20 protein-coding genes are annotated in these 19,002 nt (G+C 65.6%); 10 read left to right on the top strand and 10 right to left on the bottom strand.

All coding sequences use genetic code 11. The features are described from left to right. Window positions 1–2: 2 nt before the first annotated feature. A complete protein-coding gene (locus A5752_RS20750) occupies window positions 3–467 on the top strand; it encodes a hypothetical protein (protein WP_082964004.1) in 465 nt (154 codons plus the stop codon). 2 nt (window positions 468–469) lie between these two features. Further along, on the top strand, window positions 470–1,456 hold the full coding sequence (locus A5752_RS20745) for an Acg family FMN-binding oxidoreductase (protein ID WP_067089435.1): 987 nt from the start codon (window positions 470–472) through the stop codon (window positions 1,454–1,456). 10 nt (window positions 1,457–1,466) lie between these two features. On the opposite strand, the gene A5752_RS20740 is transcribed toward A5752_RS20745, so the two are convergent. Further along, window positions 1,467–2,021, bottom strand: a complete 555-nt coding sequence (locus tag A5752_RS20740; RefSeq protein WP_156614036.1) for a GNAT family N-acetyltransferase — start codon at window positions 2,019–2,021, stop codon at window positions 1,467–1,469. 166 nt (window positions 2,022–2,187) lie between these two features. On the opposite strand from A5752_RS20740, the gene A5752_RS20735 reads away from it, so the two are divergent. Beyond that, window positions 2,188–3,078 (top strand): universal stress protein, encoded by an 891-nt coding sequence (locus tag A5752_RS20735; RefSeq protein ID WP_067089430.1) that lies wholly within the window; start codon window positions 2,188–2,190, stop codon window positions 3,076–3,078. A 7-nt stretch (window positions 3,079–3,085) separates the two neighbouring features. On the opposite strand, the gene dosR is transcribed toward A5752_RS20735, so the two are convergent. Beyond that, the gene (dosR, locus tag A5752_RS20730; protein ID WP_067089427.1) at window positions 3,086–3,736 is read right to left on the bottom strand and encodes a hypoxia response regulator transcription factor DosR/DevR; all 651 of its coding nucleotides are present in this window, start codon (window positions 3,734–3,736) and stop codon (window positions 3,086–3,088) included. Window positions 3,737–3,796: 60 nt separating this feature from the next. Next, on the bottom strand, window positions 3,797–4,810 hold the full coding sequence (locus A5752_RS20725) for an Acg family FMN-binding oxidoreductase (protein WP_067089425.1): 1,014 nt from the start codon (window positions 4,808–4,810) through the stop codon (window positions 3,797–3,799). 107 nt (window positions 4,811–4,917) lie between these two features. Here A5752_RS20725 and A5752_RS20720 point away from each other — a divergent pair, with 107 nt between their 5' ends. Genes A5752_RS20720 through A5752_RS20695 form a run of 6 tightly spaced genes read left to right on the top strand, consistent with a single transcriptional unit; the run spans window position 4,918 to window position 11,038 of the window. Further along, on the top strand, window positions 4,918–6,420 hold the full coding sequence (locus tag A5752_RS20720) for a bifunctional aminoglycoside phosphotransferase/ATP-binding protein (protein ID WP_067089422.1): 1,503 nt from the start codon (window positions 4,918–4,920) through the stop codon (window positions 6,418–6,420). A 47-nt stretch (window positions 6,421–6,467) separates the two neighbouring features. Continuing rightward, window positions 6,468–7,826: a WS/DGAT/MGAT family O-acyltransferase gene (locus A5752_RS20715; RefSeq protein ID WP_067089643.1), complete on the top strand. Its 1,359-nt coding sequence runs from the start codon at window positions 6,468–6,470 to the stop codon at window positions 7,824–7,826. A 1-nt stretch (window position 7,827) separates the two neighbouring features. Continuing rightward, window positions 7,828–8,295 (top strand): universal stress protein, encoded by a 468-nt coding sequence (locus A5752_RS20710; RefSeq protein ID WP_067089420.1) that lies wholly within the window; start codon window positions 7,828–7,830, stop codon window positions 8,293–8,295. Between the two features lie 23 nt (window positions 8,296–8,318). Further along, window positions 8,319–9,314 (top strand): alpha/beta hydrolase, encoded by a 996-nt coding sequence (locus A5752_RS20705; protein WP_082964003.1) that lies wholly within the window; start codon window positions 8,319–8,321, stop codon window positions 9,312–9,314. Further along, entirely contained in the window at window positions 9,311–10,114 is an 804-nt protein-coding gene (locus tag A5752_RS20700; protein ID WP_067089417.1) for a sigma 54 modulation/S30EA ribosomal C-terminal domain-containing protein, read from the top strand. Before A5752_RS20705 ends, A5752_RS20700 begins: the two co-directional genes overlap by 4 nt. A 33-nt stretch (window positions 10,115–10,147) precedes the next feature. Next, on the top strand, window positions 10,148–11,038 hold the full coding sequence (locus A5752_RS20695) for a universal stress protein (protein ID WP_067089415.1): 891 nt from the start codon (window positions 10,148–10,150) through the stop codon (window positions 11,036–11,038). Here A5752_RS20695 and A5752_RS20690 read toward each other — a convergent pair. Both A5752_RS20690 and A5752_RS20685 read right to left on the bottom strand, forming a co-directional pair. Further along, window positions 10,967–11,938, bottom strand: a complete 972-nt coding sequence (locus A5752_RS20690) for a universal stress protein (protein ID WP_067089412.1) — start codon at window positions 11,936–11,938, stop codon at window positions 10,967–10,969. The genes A5752_RS20695 and A5752_RS20690 overlap by 72 nt on opposite strands. Further along, window positions 11,935–12,813, bottom strand: coding sequence for a universal stress protein (locus A5752_RS20685; RefSeq protein ID WP_067089409.1), 879 nt, complete (start codon window positions 12,811–12,813; stop codon window positions 11,935–11,937). Before A5752_RS20685 ends, A5752_RS20690 begins: the two co-directional genes overlap by 4 nt. A 381-nt stretch (window positions 12,814–13,194) precedes the next feature. Here A5752_RS20685 and A5752_RS20680 point away from each other — a divergent pair, with 381 nt between their 5' ends. Continuing rightward, a complete protein-coding gene (locus A5752_RS20680; RefSeq protein WP_156614034.1) occupies window positions 13,195–13,704 on the top strand; it encodes an Rv1733c family protein in 510 nt (169 codons plus the stop codon). Between the two features lie 53 nt (window positions 13,705–13,757). On the opposite strand, the gene A5752_RS20675 is transcribed toward A5752_RS20680, so the two are convergent. Genes A5752_RS20675 through acsA form a run of 5 tightly spaced genes read right to left on the bottom strand, consistent with a single transcriptional unit; the run spans window position 13,758 to window position 18,997 of the window. Continuing rightward, window positions 13,758–14,006 carry an acyl carrier protein gene (locus A5752_RS20675; protein WP_067089638.1) on the bottom strand — a complete coding sequence of 83 codons (249 nt, stop codon included), beginning with the start codon at window positions 14,004–14,006 and terminating at the stop codon, window positions 13,758–13,760. Window positions 14,007–14,011: 5 nt separating this feature from the next. Next, window positions 14,012–15,268 carry a dihydrolipoamide acetyltransferase family protein gene (locus tag A5752_RS20670; protein WP_067089403.1) on the bottom strand — a complete coding sequence of 419 codons (1,257 nt, stop codon included), beginning with the start codon at window positions 15,266–15,268 and terminating at the stop codon, window positions 14,012–14,014. Then, complete coding sequence (locus tag A5752_RS20665; protein WP_067089402.1) at window positions 15,268–16,242, bottom strand: alpha-ketoacid dehydrogenase subunit beta; 975 nt, start codon at window positions 16,240–16,242, stop codon at window positions 15,268–15,270. Before A5752_RS20665 ends, A5752_RS20670 begins: the two co-directional genes overlap by 1 nt. Further along, window positions 16,239–17,213, bottom strand: a complete 975-nt coding sequence (gene pdhA / locus A5752_RS20660) for a pyruvate dehydrogenase (acetyl-transferring) E1 component subunit alpha (protein WP_067089400.1) — start codon at window positions 17,211–17,213, stop codon at window positions 16,239–16,241. The genes A5752_RS20665 and pdhA overlap by 4 nt, the downstream gene beginning before the upstream one ends. Beyond that, on the bottom strand, window positions 17,210–18,997 hold the full coding sequence (gene acsA / locus A5752_RS20655) for an acetate--CoA ligase (RefSeq protein WP_067089398.1): 1,788 nt from the start codon (window positions 18,995–18,997) through the stop codon (window positions 17,210–17,212). The genes pdhA and acsA overlap by 4 nt, the downstream gene beginning before the upstream one ends. Window positions 18,998–19,002 lie beyond the last annotated feature (5 nt).

Raw genomic sequence — 19,002 nt, 5'->3', positions numbered from 1 at the left:
TGATGAGCATCTCGACCGTCGACCACCGCACGAGAGCTGTTGCACGTATCCTGGGCCCGTACCTGACGATCGTCGCGGTGGTCGTCCTGTTTCGCACGCCGGACATGCGGATCCTGCTGACCGAGTTCACCGAGACCGCCGTATGGCCTTGGGTGATGGGAGCTTTCATACTCCTCGGGGGGATCGCGATCGTCGCCACGCACCAGACGTGGCGTGGCCCCGCCGCGGTCATCGTCTCTGTCCTGGGCTGGCTGCTGGTCGCCCGTGGCGTCTTGCTGCTCGCGTTCCCGGAGACCTTCGCCGAGTTGGCGAACCGGACGATCGACGCCGGTGGAGTGTGGCGGAGCGTGGTCGTCGTGCTGGGGCTCGTCGGCCTGTATCTGACATACGTAAGTTGGCGCCCGCCGTCGAGGGAGCACGACGTCGCTCATGAGCACCGCAGCACCGACACACCCCGGGCCGCATAGGCATGAACGCACACCATCCCAACGCCGAAACCATCCGTGCCGCACTGATGCTGGCGGCGAAGGCGCCATCGGTGCACAACACCCAACCGTGGCGGTGGCGGGCCGGGGAACGCAGCGTCCACCTGTACGCCGACCGCCGACTGCACCTGCCACACACCGACCCTGATGCTCGGGACCTCATGCTCAGCTGCGGTGCCTCGCTGAACCACTGTCAGATCGGCTTCGCCGCCCTGGGCTGGCGCGCCGAGGTGCACCGGTTCCCGAACCCGGACGACCCGAATCACCTAGCGGCTGTGGAACTTCATCGGCACGACCCGACCGAAGCCGACATCGCGCTCGCCGCGGCCATTCCGCGACGCCGGACCGACCGCCGCCGGTACGGCTCATCGAAGGTCGCACCGGCAGACCTCGCATTGATCGCGACCCGAGCGGCCGCGGCCGGGGCGACGGTGCGCCAGGTCGACGACGTTTCCGCGCTGAGGAGTCTCGTGAGCGAGGCGGCTCGACGACATGCGGCCGACCATGGCTATGCCGCCGAACTCGCCACGTGGAGCGGCAAATACGCGGCGACCGCGGGAGTGCCGGCGCGCAGCACACCGAAAGCCGACGGCAGCGTCTCGGCACGGACGTTTGCGGGCGCGAGTCTGTCGCAACCGGAGGGCTCCGAGGCGGAGACCGACAATGCCGTGGTCCTCGCCCTCGGCACAGACGACGACAGCGACCTGTCGCGACTGCGCGCCGGTGAGGCGTCCAGTGTGGTCCTCCTAACGGCCACCGTGCTCGGACTGTCGAGTTGTCCGATGACGGAGCCCTTGGAGGTGTTAGAGACTCGCGCTGCTGTCCGAGCGGAGGTCTTCGATGGTGACCTGTACCCGCAGATGTTGGTGCGGATCGGTTGGGGACTTCTCGGTGCCGACCCGCTGCCGCCCACCCCGCGACGAGCCGTATCCGACGTCGCCGCGCGACTCGACGGGTCGCCACTGGCGTAAGCGTTCGAACTCAGCGGATTTCGGACAGATCGACTCTGAAGGTGACGACCGTACCGTCTCGCTCCCGCTCAAAGGGCCAGCCGGATTCAGACAGGACTTCCAGCATCGGACTGTTCACGGTCAGCACCTGGGCGACGAGAAACTGCAGACCGCTGGCCTTGGCGATGGCGCCCAACCGGTGGAGAAGTAGCGTCCCCACGCCGCGCATGTGGTGGCCGTGCGCCACGGTGACCGCCATCTCGGCTTCGTTCGATGCCTTCGACACGACGTAGTTCGCGACGCCGAGCAGGCGATCGGATTCGAAACAACCGATGGCGCGCTGCGTATCGGAACAATCGGTCACCGCGCGCGCCCAGGCGGGCAGATCCCTCGGATTCATGGTGAAGAACCGAAGGTAGCGTTCATCGGCGTCCAAGCTCCCGTACAGGCCCATGACCTGTTCGGCGTCCGAAGGCGTCAAATCACGGATCACCACGACGCCGCCATCGAGCAACTCTGCCTGTCGACACGCACCAGGCATCCGCAACGCAAAGTCCTCGGAGCGTTGTCCCATCTGGACATCCAATCGGGCTGACCTCAGCGTGGATCAGTCGATGGTCCCCGTGGTGGCAGGGCTCGGTCCAGGGACTTTCGACCATTTCACCGGTGACGAACGCCTCCGGAGCAAGCACCGTCTACGGCGATACATTCATGGAAGTGGATTGACGTCAAGCGGTGAGAGGGAGCGCGAAATGGCCACAACGACATCCGATCAAGGCATTCTGGTCGCGGTGGACGGTTCGCCGGCCGCGAGGGTTGCCACCGACTGGGCTGCGCGGGAAGCCGCGTTACACCGGGTGCCGCTGAAGGTCGTGCATGTCGTCGAATCACCTGCCGTGCGGATGTGGCCGGAGGTGGCCATGCCGCCCCAAGTCACCGAGAGTCTCAAGCGAAGGGGTCACGAATACCTCGCGGCAGCGGTGGAAACCGCTCAACGGGCCACCCCCGACGAGGACCTGTCGATCACCACCGAGTTGGTGACGGCCGCCGTCCTGCCCACACTCATCGACCTGTCGAAAGAGGGCCGCATGATCGTGGTCGGCTGCCGTGGTCTTGGCGCCATCGGACGCCGTCTTCTCGGCTCGGTCAGCTGGGGTCTCCTGCACCACGCCAAGTGCCCTGTCGCGGTCATCCATGACGAGGATCCGCTGATGTCCGAACCGGTTTCAAAGGCTCCGGTGGTCGTCGGGATCGACGGCTCGCCGGCATCGGAAGCCGCCACGGCGGTCGCTTTCGATGAGGCATCCCGCCGCGGAGTGGATCTCGTCGCCGTCCACGCATGGAGCGACATGAGCTTCTACGAGCTGCCCGGGTGCGAGGTCGACGCCCTACGCCGGGAAGCCGAGGAAACGCTCGGCGAGCGCCTCGCCGGATGGCAGGAGCAGTATCCCGATGTTCAGATCAGACGCGTCCTGGTGATGGATCGGCCCGCACACCAGCTGCTCGAGCAATCGGATCGCGCGCAGCTGACGGTCCTGGGCAGCCATGGGCGCGGTGGCTTCGCCGGAATGCTGCTCGGATCCGTCAGCTCGACGGTCGCCGAGTCGGCGCGTATGCCGGTCCTGGTGGTACGACCGTCGTGACAGGCCCTCACATCTCGGGGTCGCGGTGCGACCTTTCCAATTTGGAGATGTAGACCGCAGCCTGCGTGCGTCGTTCCATCCCGAGCTTGGCCAACAGGCGTGAAACGTAGTTCTTGACCGTCTTCTCGGCGAGGAACATCCTGGCGGCGATCTGTTTGTTGGTCAGGCCTTCCCCGAGCAGATCCAGCAGCACCCGCTCCTGGTCGCTGAGTTTCGCCAAGGGGTCGGAATGTTCAGCTGCGCCACGCAATTTGGCCATCAAGGCAGCCGCGGCGCGGTTGTCCAGCAGTGACCGCCCCGCGCCGACATCCTTGATCGCCTGGGCGAGCTCCATCCCCTTGATGTCTTTGACCACATAGCCGCTGGCCCCGGCCAGAATCGCGTCCAGCATCGCCTCGTCGGAGGTGAAGGACGTCAACATCAGGCACCGCAGATCCGGCATGCGGGACAGAAGGTCCCGACACAGTTCGATGCCGTTGCCGTCCGGGAGTCGTACGTCGAGGACCGCGACATCGGGTTGCAGGGCGGGAATGCGCGCCATTGCCTGCGACACGGAGCCCGCCTCGCCGATCACATCCAAATCCGGGTCGGCGCTGAGGAGGTCGATGAGACCGCGCCGCACCACTTCGTGGTCGTCGACCAGAAAGACCTTCACCATCGGTGTCTCACTCCTGAGTTTGAGCCACGGTGTCTCACCTTACGGTCTGCGGTGTGCAGATCAAGGCCGAACAGCACCTTTCGCGGGCGGCTGGTGCACTTCGAGCACTTCAGCGATGGGGCGTCGCGGAGTCGCCGGGGGCCGGTCTTCGAGCTCCGGCGCCGTGCCGATGCGGATCAGCACTTGCGGCGTTGTCTCGGCGCCGATCAGCGAGGCCACGATGTCGCGGCTCGCCCTCAGTTCGGTGATGTGCGTCAGCGTGCACGTGGCCAGGCCGTCCATGGTGGCATCGAGCAGGACCGCCGACAGCATCTCTCCGCATCGAAGCACACTTTCGCGCTCGTTGTCGTAGGTGGACAGCACGACGATCTTCGCCCTGTCCTGGCCGTAGTTGGGGCGCCTGTCTCGTTCGTCGTGAGAAACGGGGAAACTACGTCCGACGCCCACGTGATCGCTCTCGGCCGCCGTGGGAAGAGAACTCGGGTCGATGCCCTCGCTGACCGGGAAAGGCGCTGTCCACCACTGCAACTCCTCGTGATAGTAAGGGTCGTAGAAGCGCAGGGACTCGGTCAGCCTGGAAGCCTGAACCAGTTCGGCGCGCAGTTCGTCGGCGATCACGTCCAATCTGACGGCATCCGAGCTGACGGTTCTGCGCAGTTGCGCTTCGACGGTGACCCACTCGGGCGGCGCCGCAAAAGGAAGCCGGTCGGTGCGCCGCATCATTATCGCGTCGGCGCGACGACGGTGTCCTTCGGTGACGAATTCCATCGGGGAGAAGTCGACATTCGCCAGGTGCACCGGGCTGTTCGGATTCGGATAGCGCTCGATGTCGGCTTCCCAGCCGGCTGCCGCCATCGCCACCGTGAGGTGGTCGAGTACCGCGCCGCAGCTCATCAGGGCTTCCCGCCCGGAACGGTCGGTCGAATACAGGACACGCGTCTTGTCGAGGTACAGCTCCAGCGAGGAACCGTCGGTCGTCCAGCGCCACGGCTGGCTGTTGTGCAACGACGGGGCCCGACACGCCAGGCGTACGGCGTTGGTGATGACGTCGGTGCCGACAAGGGTGTCTCGCATCACTCGATCGTGGGCTCGAAGCACCGCCGGAAACCAGGGCCAATGGTCCCATTCATCGGGGCTTCTGACCCTGTTGGACGGTGCCGGCCAAAGCAGACGATCGAGTCATGAGCGCATCGGTGGTGAAGGCGGACCGCGGCGCCATCGCGCTCCGCAATGCCGGCAATCTGCACGCACAGGCCCATGAGACGCACACCGGTGTCGTGGTGCTGCTCGGCGACAGGGCATACAAGGTGAAAAAGCCCATCCGCACCGACTTCCTGGATTTCCGTACGCCCGAGAACCGGGCGGCGGCCTGCGAACGCGAGGTGGCTCTGAATCGCAGGCTTTCTCCCGAAAGCTACCTCGGCGTCGGCCACTTCGCCGGTCCGGACGGCGGATCAGATGAGCCCGTGGTTGTGATGCGGCGTTACGCCGACTCGGTACGGCTGGCATCGATGATCCGTGACGGTCGGCCGGTGTACGAGCAACTGGACGCCATCGCCCAGAGGGTTGCCGAATTCCACCGGAACGCGGCACGAAGCGAGGTCATCGACGGATGCGGGCGACCCGGCGCCGTCGCGGCACGCTGGCGACAGAACCTCGACCAGATCGCGCATCACACCGGCCGAGGGGTGCTCGGCCAGCGCGTCTCCGAAATTCGGCGGCTCGCCGAACGATTCATGGCCGGTCGTTCGGCGCTTTTCGATCGCCGGTTAGCCGAACACCGTGTGGTTGACGGGCACGGCGACCTGCTGGCCGACGACATCTTCTGTCCCGGTGACCACCTCGCCATACTCGACTGTCTTGAGTTCGACGACAGCCTCCGTTTCGTTGACGTCGTCGACGACGCGGCGTTCCTCGCGATGGATCTGGAATTCCTCGGCCGTCAAGACCTCGCCGAGCTGTTCCTCGACTCCTATCGCAGGCACTCCGGTGACACGGCGCCGAGCGCGCTGACGCACTTCTACATCGCCTATCGTGCGGTGGTCCGGGCAAAGGTCGACTGCGTGCGCGTCGACCAAGGCCATGACGAGGCGCGCGCCGACGCGCGGCGACACCTCGAAATCGCTTCGGCGCATCTTCGGTTATCGACTGTGCGGCTGATCATCGTCGGCGGCGGTCCGGGAACGGGTAAGAGCACGCTTTCGCGGGGTCTGGCAGAACAACTCGACGCCGAGGTCATCTCCACCGACGACATCAGGAAGCAGATGCAGGGCGCCGGCACGATCACCGGTCTGGTAGGCGAGGTGGACACCGGTCTCTACGCGCCGCGAAATGTCAGCGCTGTTTACCAGGAGGTGCTGCGGCGAGCCGCCGCCACGCTTTCTGCGGGCAGGTCGGTGATACTCGATGGGACCTGGCGCGATGCCGAGCAGCGCGAGCGAGCACGCCGCATCGCCGATCGCGCGCGTGTGCCGTTGGTGATACTCACGTGCTCGGCTCCGCTGGACGAGGCCGCGCTGAGGATCGAAACCCGAACCGATACAACCTCTGATGCAACCCCCGACATCGCAGCCGCCATTGCGGAAGAACATGGCCTCGACTACGGCGGTCATCTGATCGACACCACGCGTCCATTGGCCGAATCAGTTACCGAAGCGCAGCAGATATGTTGCACCGCAATCTGATCAGCGATGGCAACCACCCCGATCGCACCGGCGCAAAGGAGGCAACCGTGCAACGCTTGACGACCCTTGACGCGGGGTTCTTGGAGGCAGAGGATTCCGATCGGCACATCAGCCTGGCGGTCGGCGGGCTTTCGATCCTCGAAGGACCGATGCCGCAGTTCGACACGATTGCTTCCGGCCTTGCCGCGAGACTGACTGAGCTGCCGCGGTTTCGGGAGGTGTTGCACACGCATCTGTTGGACCTTGCGCCGCCGGAATGGGTCGAGGTCGAAGATCTCGACATCACCCACCACCTTCATCGGGCGGCGCTGCCGCGGCCGGGAGACGATGATGCGCTGCACAGGTTCGTCGCCGACGTCATGGAGCGGCGTCTCGACCGGGATCGGCCGTTGTGGGAGTGCTGGATCGTCGAAGGTCTCGCCGACGGCAGGTGGGCGATCCTGTTGAAGATCCACCACTGCATCGCCGACGGCATCGCCACGATGCACATGTTCTCCTCGCTCGCCGACGGGGGAGAAGGTGAGACGTTCGCCACGGAGATCCGCGCCGCGAAAGCAGACCCGCACCAACCGGTCACATCGCCGAAATCAGTTCTGAACCCGTTGACCTGGCCGGGCGGACTGATCCGGATGGCCGCGACCGCGACCAATGCCGCGGCGCTGGTCGTCGAGGGCGCTGCCGAGCTCGTCGGTGGAATAGTCAGCCCTGCCGCCGAGTCGTCATTGAACGGTCCCGTCACGGCGATGCGCCGCTACAGCGGTGCGCGCGTCAGCCTCGCCGACGTCACCAAAGTGACGGAAGCCTACGGCGTCACGGTCAACGACGTCGCACTGGCCGCTTTGACCGACAGCTACCGCGCCGCACTCGTTCGACGCGGTGAGAAGCCGACACGCACCTCGCTGCGCACGCTGGTTCCGGTGTCGGTTCGAGCCAACGACGCGGTCGGTATCACCGACAACCGGGTCTCGGTCATGCTGCCGTTCTTGCCCGTGGAGAAAGAGGACCCAGTCGAACAACTGCTGGCGGTGCACCGTCGGCTGACGAAGGTGAAGGCGAGTGGTCAGCGCGAGGCGGGCAGTATCGTGATGTCGGCGATGAACGCTGTGCCGTTCCCGTTGACCGCCTGGTTCATCCGAACGGCGACGCGCCTGCCTCAGCGCGGCGTCGTCGCACTGGCGACCAACGTCCCCGGACCACGGAAGCGGATGACGATCCTGGGTCGGGAAGTCCTCCACGTGCTGCCGATTCCGCCGATCGCCCTTCAACTGCGAACGGGCGTCGCGATCCTGAGTTACGCAGACGAGCTGGTTTTCGGTGTCATGGCCGACTACGACGCAACGCCCGACGTGGACGAGATCGCCCGCGGGGTGACGGTCGCGATCGCCAAGCTCGTGGAGCGGTGTTGACATGCCCGACGTCGTCGGAACCGATGGATCAGCCTCGGCGGACGCGGCCGTTCGCTGGGCGGCGTGCGATGCAGCCCTGCGCGGGGTTCCACTCGCTATTGCTCACGCCGCAGAGCCCGTCTTGGGGACGTGGCTCGGCGTACCGGTTCCGCCGAAGGTGTTGGAAACACAAAGGCGACGCAGTCATGAGATCGTGCGACGAGCCGCGCAGCTGGCGGTCGACACCGCCGGCCGAGGCTTGAAGGTCGTTACGCGAGAGGTTTCGAAGCCACCGGTCGCGGCTCTCATGGAGGTTTCGCGTGACGCCGAGCTGCTGGTGGTTGGCGCTCAGGGAGCCGGCACGATGGAACGCGCATTGCTGGCCGGACGACCTAGCCACGGTTACGGGGCGGTCACCGGCGCCCTGCTGGGCTCGGTGAGCACGGCGGTCGTGCAGGCGGTTCGAACGCCGGTGATCGTGGCCCGCTGATGGATGGTGATGGGGGTGATGACATGCCGTACACAATCCAGCGGGTGTCGTTCGGCTCGGGCGGCACAGTGATCGCCGGCCGCTTGTACCTGCCAACAGCGGGTTCCAAGCCGCTCCCGGCTGTCGCTCTGGCGCACGGCTTTTCGGCGACCATGGATTGGATCGTGCCGGCATTCGCCGAAACGTTCGCCGAGGGTGGTCTGGCCGCGCTCATATTCGACTATCGCCATCTGGGCCTCAGTGGAGGAGAGCCGCGGCAACTCATCGACCAAGGCCGGCAACGCGAGGACCTCCGCAACGCGGTGGCGTTCATGCGTTCCCGACCGGAAGTCGACGACACCCGCGTCGCACTGTGGGGCACATCGCTCGGCGGAGCCCACGTCATCGAGGTCGCGGCGACAGATCCGTCCATTGCCGCTGTGGTTGCCAATGTCCCTGCCATCGACATGTTTCGAGGGCTTCACGGTCGCCATGTTCCCGCACACTTGCGGCTCGGCGTGCTACGCATCTGCAAGGCCACGGCGAGCCTGATGTGGGCCGCATCGGTCGACACGGTGAGAGGCGCGCTCCGGTTGGAACCGTCCTACCTTCCCGTGTACGGGCGCTTGGGTCACGCCGTGTTCTGGGATCCGTCACTTGCCTCGTTGTTCAGCGACCTCGAATCACATTCGCTCTCATGGCGTAACGAGGTCGCTCCGAGATTCCTCTTCAGGGCTCCGCGCCACCATCGAGAGACGTTGCGGCGGCTCACCGCACCGCTGCTTGTCACCGTCGCAAGAGATGACGAGGTGATCTCCACGCGGTTCATCGAGAAGGCGGTCGCGGACGCGCCTCGATATGAGGTCCACCAATATCCTGTCCGCCATTTCGAGATGTACCACGGGGCGATCCGAGACCAACTCGCGACGGACCACCTGCGTTTCTTGCAGTGCCATCTGGCGGGATCGAACTCGGTCCGCCAGCATGGTGACCTTCGACCCTCGAATGTGAGCGGTGCCTCGGCTTCAATGAAAACATGACCAGCAGAGCGGAAATCGACACAACCGGCGACGTCACGGTGTCCGCACCCAGCGAACTTCCAGGTGCGGCCGACTACGCCCGCCGAAAGATCGGCGACTTGGCGCGGCGCACGGGTAAACCCGTGTTGCATGCACGCGTCAGACTCACCAAATCCCGGAATCCGGCGGTGTCACGCGCGGTCGTCGCGCAAGGCAACCTGGACGTCAACGGCCGGGCCATCCGTGAGCAGGTGGAAGGCCAAACGGCCGAGGAAGCGATCGATCTGCTCGCCGCGCGGTTGCGGCGCCGACTCGAACGGATTGCCGAGCATTGGGAGGCGCGGCGCGGCAGACAACCGATCACCGCCCCGTGCGAGTGGCGTCATGAGTCAGAGCCGACCCATCGGCCGGTTCACTTCGAACGACCGGTCGATGAGCGCCAAGTGGTTCGGCGCAAATCGTTCACCGCATCGGTCTGCACACTCGATGAAGCCGCCTGGGACATGGAGATGCTCGACTACGACTTCCACCTGTTCATCGAGGAAGGCACGGGATCGGCCAGCGTGTTGTACCGGGATGACTCGAGCGGATACCGCCTCGCCCAGGTCGTCGCCCCTTCGGTGGACCAGCTCGCGGCCCACACGATTCCCGTGACTCTGAGTGCCCAACCCGCTCCGTGCATCACCGTCGAGCAGGCGATCGAACGGATGGAACTGCGCGGCTTACCTTTCCTGTTCTTCATCGAGGCCGTACAGGGGCGCGCCGTCGTGCTCTATCCCCGTTACGACGGTCACTACGGGCTCATCAGCTTAGCCGAGTGAGCGACTGGACGGTAACTGCGAGAGGAGCTTCCGATGGCTGAGGACACAAAGCACCGCGGCATCGTGGTCGGCGCCGACGGCTCCGCTTCGGCGAAGGCGGCCATCGGCTGGGCCGCCCGTGAGGCGAGCATGCGTAGGCTTCCGCTCACCGTCGTCCACGCCAACTCGGTGTCCACCGTCGCCGCCGCCATGGTTGCGTGGCCCGGCGGCCAAATTCCCCAGCAAGTGCTCGAGCAGCAGGAGGACGAGGCGCGGGCGATACTCGCCGAGGCCGTTGCATTGGCGCGCGAAACCGCCGGCAGCGGAGCAGGACTGACCGTAATCGACGAGATGTTCTTCGGCTGGCCGGTGCCGACGTTGGTCGACGTCTCCAAGGAGGCGGAGATGGTGGTCGTCGGATGCCGGGGCCGGACCGGCTTGCGCCGTGCGCTGTTGGGATCCGTCAGCTCCGGGCTGATTCATCATGGGCACTGTCCGGTCGCGGTCGTTCACGATGGTGACGCCTCATCGAGTCGGCTACCCGTGCTCGTCGGGATCGACGGATCGCGAGCCTCTGAAGCCGCGACCGCGATAGCGTTCGCCGAAGCCTCCTGGCGCGGTGTCGATCTCGTGGCACTCCATGTGTGGAGCGACGCCGACATGCCGAAGTTCAGCATGGATTGGACCGACGTGCTGGCGTCCACTCGCAGGACGTTGTCCGAGCGCCTCGCAGGCTGGCGCGAGCGTTACCCGGATGTGGAGGTCACGACGCTGGTGGAGTTAGAGGGCCCGGCGCGCCAGCTGTTGGAGCTCTCAGAGCGCGCACAGCTGGTGGTCGTGGGAAGCCACGGCCGCGGCGGCTTTACTGGGATGCTACTCGGATCGGTCAGCACCGTGGTCGCCGCGGCGGCCCGCGTCCCGGTCATCGTGGCTCGGGGGAGCTGAGTCGACGGACCCTCTGTGACAGACCATCACGGGAACGTGACTGTGATGCAGCATGTTCAAGCTGGTTGATCCCAGCAGTGCACCTGCGAGCGCGTTGCGACGGCGGGCGCCGACCACAAGCAGCTGTGAGTCTTCGGCGTGGCGCAACAACACATCGGACGTCGCTTCGGGCTCCAGAAAATAGGTGACTTCGACGTCCGGATAGCGCTTGGTCCACGGCTCGAGTGCACTGAGCAAACCCTGCCACTGCAACGCCTCGAAGCCGTCCCAATCCACCAGATACGGGTTGACCAACCCGGGCGCGAAACGTGGCTTGGACCACGCATGGACGGCACGCAGGCCGACTCCGAGCCTGCTCGCGTACTCGAACGCCGCATCGAACGCCGCGGCGCTGGTGGCAGGATCGTCGACGCCGAGCACGATCGGCCGCCGGGTGAGCGTGTTGAGACCCCCGCGCCAGGCGATGACCGGACACGTCGAATGCGCCGCGACGGCGAGCGTCGTGGAGCCGACCAGCATTGCCGCCGTCGGTGAGACCTCCTCAGAGCCAACGACAATGGCCTGAGCGGTTCGGCTGCGGTCCGCCAGCAGCTCGGCGGCCGGCACGTTGGAACGAAGAGCGAAAACGTCGAGGTCCGGAAACGCCGCTCGTACGTTCTGCTCTGCCGACTCCAGCACCGTGCCGGCCATATCACGTTGCTGCGCAAGCGCTGCCGCGCGGATGGTGGCGGCAGCCTCGGTCAGGAAGCTACCCGTCGTGCTCAAACCGGTGACCAGTTCCAACGGGGCCTTGAACTGTGTGGCGAGGTCTGCGGTCCACATCGCAGCGCCCATCGCCTCTTCCGATCCATCGACTCCGACGACGAACGGCAGGGCGTCGTCCAGCCCGTCCTGACTCATCGGGGACGAACGATCATCACGGGCACGGTCGCTGCGTGGGCGACCTTGGCCGCAACGGAGCCCAGTACAAGACCGGCGAATCCGCCGCGCCCGCGGCTGCCGAGGACCACGAGTTGCGCTTGTTGCGATGCATCGACGAGCCAACGCGCGGGCTGGTCGCAGACGATGCGGCGGTGAACACGGACATCGGGGTACTGCTCTTGCCACCCGGCCAAGCGTTCGGCCAGGACTTCGTGGCCCTGGTCCTCGTATCGGTGCCAGTCCATTCCGAGAGCCGGGAAGACTCCGACGTCGCTCCAAGCGTGCAGGGCGACGAGGTCGACACCGCGCCGCGAGGCCTCGTCGAAAGCCAACGCCGTGGCGCTTTCCGATGCGGGCGATCCGTCGACACCCAACAGAACCGGCAGGCGCCGGTCGGCCACCCTGCCGTACTCGGCATTGACCACCACCACCGGGCCGTGACCGTGGTGTAAGAGGCCACTGCTGACCGATCCGAGGACCGCCCGCCCGATCGCGGTAAGGCCCCGGGTGCCCACAACGGTCATGACAGCGTCGCGCGAGGCTTCGACGAGTGCCCACGGTGGGCTCGATTTGACCACGCGGGTTTCGATTTTCGGGATCGATGATTCACCGACACCAACGCGGACGGTCTTCTGCGCCTTCTCCAGCACATCATGGGCGGTTGCGTCCTGCGCCTCGAGGTAAGTGGCGTCGAGGAGGCCTCCCGGCCAGGTCGTGATCACAGGAGGGATCGCGTGCACCAGAGTAATTGGTTGCTCGCGAATCACCGCTTCCTGCGTAGCCCAAAGAATCGCGGCATCCGATTCCGGTGATCCGTCGACGCCGACGACGATTCCGTTCTTCTTCTCGGCCATGCCTGTGTGTGCTCCTCACTTCTTCGAAAAGCGCGTGCTGATATAAGTCGTCGCGATCGCCATCACCGCAACGATGGCTGCGATGAGGACCAAAGCCGTCGGCCAGTCCATGACGAATCTCCTCTGCTCCCGACGAAAGTTCACCTGACGTTAGGCCGGACGCAGTCGGCCACACGAGGGTCGTTGGTCCTCAGCGGCGATGCCAGTGGTCCTCGCGGGAAAGGCTCTGTGAGAGACATTCGACTCTGGGCGCGGTCGCCTGAAGCCGCGAAGATCGGTGCAGCTGTTTTGTCCGGCAGCGAGAGGACCCCGATGAGTCAGGACACCTTGAGCCGCCTCGGAAGCAGCTGGTTCCGAAGCCTCGGGCGGGGTGGCGGCCTGGTGCGTCGAAGTGACCGCTGGGAAGCCGTCGTGATGCTACTGCTTGTGGCGATTGCATTGGTGTTTGTATCGGTCGCCGGGGCGGTCGGCACCACGGTGTACGACGGTCGCAGCAGGGCTTACGCCGACGAAGCGCGGACTCGGCACTTGGTGTCCGCGGTCAGCGTCGGGCCCACCGGCGCCACGATCGAACGACCACGGTCGGTGGTCGAGGTACCTGTCGAGTGGTCCTTCCGAGGCGAGACACACTCTGGCGTAATTGAACTGGGCAGACCAGTTGAGACCGGCGAGCACCTGGAAATCTGGGTGGACGACGGTGGCCGCCGTGCGGGCGCTCCACGGCCGATGTGGTTGGCAGTCGTCGATGCCGTGGTCGTTGCGGCCGCGTCATGGCTTGGCGTCGTCGCCGTCCTCGGCGGAGTTGCGGTCTTGAGCCACGTCGCGCTCGATCGTCGGCGCGCCAGGGACTGGGACCGCGAATTGCGGCTCCTGCTCGAGAACTCCGGGTAGGCCGGGCTGCCGAGCTGGAGTCTCCCATGTGTTTTCGATGCGCATGTGCGATTTCACGCCGTGTGCACCTCGACGTATCGGACAACATCGTCAAGCGTTCGAAGGGCCTGGTAGTCCTTCTCCGGGATGTCCACCTTGAATCGCTTGTGCACGCGCTGCAAGAAGTTCAGCCAGTCCATGCTGTCGAGGTCGACCTGATCTCGCAGCAGCACGGTCGCCTCGAGTTCCTCCGGGTCGACCTCCGGCGCAATGGCGGTCAGCTCGGAAAGCACTGCGGCCTGGATGTCTTCGACGGTTGACATGGTGATCACTTCTCCAGGAGGTCGGGTTGCTGAAGCGCTTCGTCGATGGCGGCGAGAAACAAGGCGCCACGGTGCCCATCGCTTGCGCGGTGGTCGGCGGCGAGCGTCGCCTGCACAGTCGTGGCGATCCGGATGCCACCGTCCACCGCCCGGACGCGTTGCGTCGGCCTGCCGAAGCCGACAAGGGCTACCTGTTGGGGATAGATCACTCCGAACACCGCATCGACGCCCTGGTCGCCAAGGTTCGTCACCGTGATGGTCGGATCGGACATCTCCGAACTGCGCAACGAGAACGCGCGGGCGCGGGCGACCAGATCGGTGAGGTCGGCCATCAGCTCGTCGATCTTCTTGTCAGAGGCGTCGTGGATGGCCGGCGCGACCAACCCGCCGCCGCGCAGGGAGATCGCCACGCCGATGTGCACCGCCTCGGCCGGCTCGAACGTGTCGTTGCGCCAGAACCCGTTGAACTCGCCGAATCGTCGGGCGGCCAGGGCGACCGCCTTCAGTTGCAGGACGGCCGGAAGCAGGCGTTCCGTGACGGAGCGTTGAGCGTTGCGATCGGACAACCAGTTCAGCGCGTTGTCGAAGACGATCTCGTGAGCTAGGTAGTAGTGGGGGATCTCCCGCTTCGACCGGCTCATCGCCGCGGCAATCGAGCGGCGCATCTCCGCTCCACGCTTCGCAGCCAGCTCTCTCGGCGAAAGCCCCTGTGCCGGTGCGGAAACGGGTTTCGCCGGCTCGGCGGTTGTGGTATCGGCCGCCGCAGCGTGCTCGACGTCGTTGATGGTGACCGCACCCTGGGGGCCGGTGCCGGTGACCGCGTCGAGGTCGACGGCTAACGACTGCGCGAGACGGCGGGCGGCCGGTGAGATCCAGCGCCGGTGGCGCTCGGGCATCGTGACGACGGGGGCGACCGGCGCGGGCGCTGCCTCGGGTAACCGGCGCGGAGTCGGCTCCGCGACGGGGGGCGCCTCGACCGTCGGGAGTACCTCCACCGTCGGGGCCGGTAGCGGCTCGGCCGCTTCGCCCGGTTCGGCCAAGCGCGCCAACGGCGCTCCCACTTGAACCGTCGTGCCGACCGGCACCAGCAACTCGACGACCGTGCCTTCCTGCCAGCACTCCACCTCGACGGCGGCCTTGGTCGTCTCGACCACCGCCACGATCTGCCCGCGGGTCACCACGTCTCCCGGCTTGACCAACCACTCGTCGAGCGTTCCCTCGTCCATGTCGGCACCGAGGGAGGGCATCTTGAACTCGATCATCAGCCGTCTCCGAACAGGCTGCGCACCGCGGCGGTGATCTTCTCCGGTTGCGGCAACGCCGCTTGCTCCAAGTGTTTGGCGTAGGGGATCGGCACCTCTTCGGTGCACACCCGCGCGATCGGAGCGTCGAGATCGTAGAAAGCGTTCTCGACGATCCGTGCGCTGATCTCGCCGGACAGGCTCCCGGTGCGCCAACCCTCGTCGACCACCACCGCCCGGTGAGTCTTGCGCACCGACGCCATGATGGTGGTGTCATCGAGAGGACGCAGAACCCGCAAGTCGACGACCTCGCAATCGATTCCGGACAGCGAGAGTTCGTTGGCGGCGTCGAGGGCCTTTCCCAGGCAACCGCCGTAGGTGATCACCGTGACGTCCTTGCCAGGGCGACGAACCACGGCTCGGTCGATGTCGGTGGGCGCCGGCGTGTCGACGTCGGCCGAGGTGTTGTACAGCTGCACGTGCTCGAAGATGACCACCGGGTCCGGATCGGCCAGCGCGGTGGGCAACATGCCGTACGCGTCGGCCACCGTCGCGGGCGCCACCACCTTGATTCCGGGGATGTGGGCATACCACCCTTCCAGGCTGTGCGAGTGCTGGGCGGCGAGTTGACGCCCGGCGCCGGTGGCCATTCGCACCACCAACGGCACCGAGAACTGCCCACCCGACATGTGGCGCAACGACGCCGCGGTGTTGACGATCTGATCGAGGGCCAGCAGGCTGAAATTGACGGTCATGACCTCGACGATGGGACGTAACCCACCCAGCGCGGCCCCGATCCCCACACCGACAAAGCCGAGCTCGGAGAGAGGGGTGTCACGGATGCGCTCCGGCCCAAACTCCTCGAGAAGGCCCTTCGACACGGCGTACGTGCCGCCGTAACGGCCGACATCTTCGCCCATCAGCAGCACTCGCGAATCGGCGAGCATCGCTTCGCGGATCGAATCATGGACTGCTGCACGATAAGCAAGCTTCATGACGGACTCCCAGTCAGTGTGAGCACGTCGCGGGTGAGGTCGGCGACGTCTTCCCACATGCCGGCTTCGGCGTAGGCGACCGCATCTGTCACCTCCTGCTCGGCGGCCGAGCGGATGGCGGCGATGTCGTCTTCGGTCAAGAAGCCATCCGCCAAACATCTTTCGGTGAACGTCTTGATCGGGTCGCGTTCTTTCCATCGCTCGACTTCGCTTTTCTCGCGGTATAACTCGGGATCGAACATCGAGTGCGGACGAAATCGGTAGGTACGGAACTCCAGGAAGAACGGTCCCGCGCCACTGCGCACGTGATAGGCACCTTCTTGAGCGGCCGTGTGACACGCGATTACGTCCATGCCATCGGCCGCGAGCGCGGGCACCCGATACGATGCGGCCTTCTCAGTCAGATCCATCTGTGACAGTTCATGTTCCAACACTGTGCCCATCGCGTACCGGTTGTTCTCACAGCAGAACAGCACGGGCAACTGCCACAGCTCGGCCAGGTTCAGCGATTCGTGGAAGGCGCCTTCGGCGATCGCCCCTTCGCCGAAATAGCATGCGGTGACGCGGTTCAGCCCGAGTTGCTTGTCGGCGAGCGCCAACCCGACGGCCAGCGGTACGCCACCGGCTACGATGGCGTTGCCGCCGTAGAACCGGGCGTCGGCGTCGAACAGATGCATGGAGCCGCCACGGCCTCGTGAACAACCTTCCTGCTTGCCGAACATCTCGGCAATGATCCTGGTCATCGGCACCCCGTGTAGTAGGGCGTGTGCGTGCTCGCGATAGGTGGCCACTACGGCGTCGTCGGGCTGTAGGGCTCGAAGTGAGCCGGTGGCGACGGCTTCTTCACCGACATAGAGGTGGAGGAAGCCACGAATCTTGGCCGCGCTGTACAGTTCTGCGCATTTCTCCTCCATGAGCCGGACCCGGACCATATCGCTGAGCAGGATGTGAGCCAACTGCTTGTCGGTCATGGTGAGGCCTCCTGATGCTGGGGTGATTCGACGGTGGAGGTGTCGCCTTCGGGCAATCCGAGTTCGCGCGCCTTGAGCAGGCGGCGCATGATCTTGCCGCTGCGCGTATGTGGCAGACTCTCGACGAACTCGATCTCCTTCGGGGCGACCGCGGCGCCGAGGCGTTTCCGGGCCTGACCGGTCAGCTGGGCTCGCAGCTCCTCGGACGGCTCGAAGCCGTCCTTGAGCGTGACGAAGGCTTTCACCAGTTCCCCGACGGTGGGATCCGGCTTGCCGATCACCGCGGCCTCGGCAACGGCGGGGTGATCGGTCAGCGCGTTCTCCACCTCGAACGGGCCGATCAGGTGGCCCGCGGACTTGATCACGTCATCGGCGCGGCCGACGAACCAGAAGTATCCGTCGCGGTCACGCTTGACCAGATCGCCCGACAGGTACAGGCCGTTCGCAAAGCTCTTGTGATATCGCTCTTCTTGATGGAGGTATTCCCGGAACATCGACGGCCATCCGGGTTTCAGGGCGAGCTCACCCTCGATGTCGGGTGCGTCGATGACCGACACCGAGCCGTCGTCGTTGCGGCCCACCACAAAGGCATCCACGCCGGGCAGCGGGCGACCCATTGATCCGGGCTTGATGTCGAAGGCCGGGGTGTTGGCGATCATGATCCCACCGGTCTCCGTCTGCCACCAGTTGTCGTGGATGGGCAGGCCCAACACGCGCTTGCCCCACCAGACCGCCTCGGCGTTGAGCGGTTCACCGACGCTCGCGATGAATCGCAGCCGGGGAAAATGGTATTGCGCAGCGACTTCCGGGCCCGCCTTGATCAGCATGCGGATGGCCGTCGGCGCGGTGTACCAGACCGTGACGCCTTCGTCCTGAAGGATGCGGTACCAGCGCTCGGCGTCGAATTCGGCCTGGTCGACGATGGAGGTGACCCCGTGCAGCAGCGGTGCGATGATGCCGTAGGACGTGCCGGTGACCCAACCCGGATCCGCTGTGCACCAATAGATGTCATCGGGATGGAGGTCCAGTGCGTAGAGGCCGGTGACGAAATGCATCGTCACCGCCCCGTGCACATGGCGGGCGCCCTTCGGGGTTCCCGTGGTGCCGCTGGTGAAATGCAGCAGCGAGGTATCCTCCGCGGTGGTGGGTTCGATCGGGGCGTAGTCGGAAGCTTCGTCCATAAGCGGCGCCAGACTGAGCGTGCCGGGCACGGGATCGGTGTCGGACCCATCGACCAGCAGGACGTGCCGTACCGACGACAGCTGATCGCGAATCGAGGCGATCTTGCGTCGGTAGAGCGTCCTCGTCGTCACCAGCACGGCCGCCTCACCGATCGTGACACGGGTGGCGATGGGCTCAGGGCCGAACGCCGAGAACAACGGCGAAACCACGCTGCCGTTGCGCAAGGCCCCCATCATCGCGATGTACAGCTCTGGAATGCGGCCCATGATCAGGAACACGCCGTCGCCCTTGCCGACGCCCAGGCCCCGGAGGACGTTGGTGAACCGCCGGGCGCGACGGCCGAGTTCGGCGAAGCTGAGGTCATGGGTGACGAGCTCGCCGCCGGCGAGTGTGTCGGTGATGAACCGCAGCGCGGTCCGCGAGGCCAGCGGCCCCTCGGCGTGACAGTCAACGGCCGCGTAGGCGATATTGCAGCCACCGCCCGGCATTCCCTCGCACGGGTTGGGTACCGCAGACCAGCTGAACCCGTCGCGCGTCTTCGCATAATCGGCGTAGTTGGGCGGGACCTTCCAGTCCTCGGCGCTCTTGGCGATGGTCGTCATCTGTG

It is taken from the genome of Mycobacterium sp. 852002-51961_SCH5331710, assembly GCF_001665535.1.
GTDB lineage: Bacteria > Actinomycetota > Actinomycetes > Mycobacteriales > Mycobacteriaceae > Mycobacterium.
The sequence above is the reverse complement of the archived record's forward strand: the minus strand, read 5'-3'. Positions and strand labels throughout refer to the sequence as shown.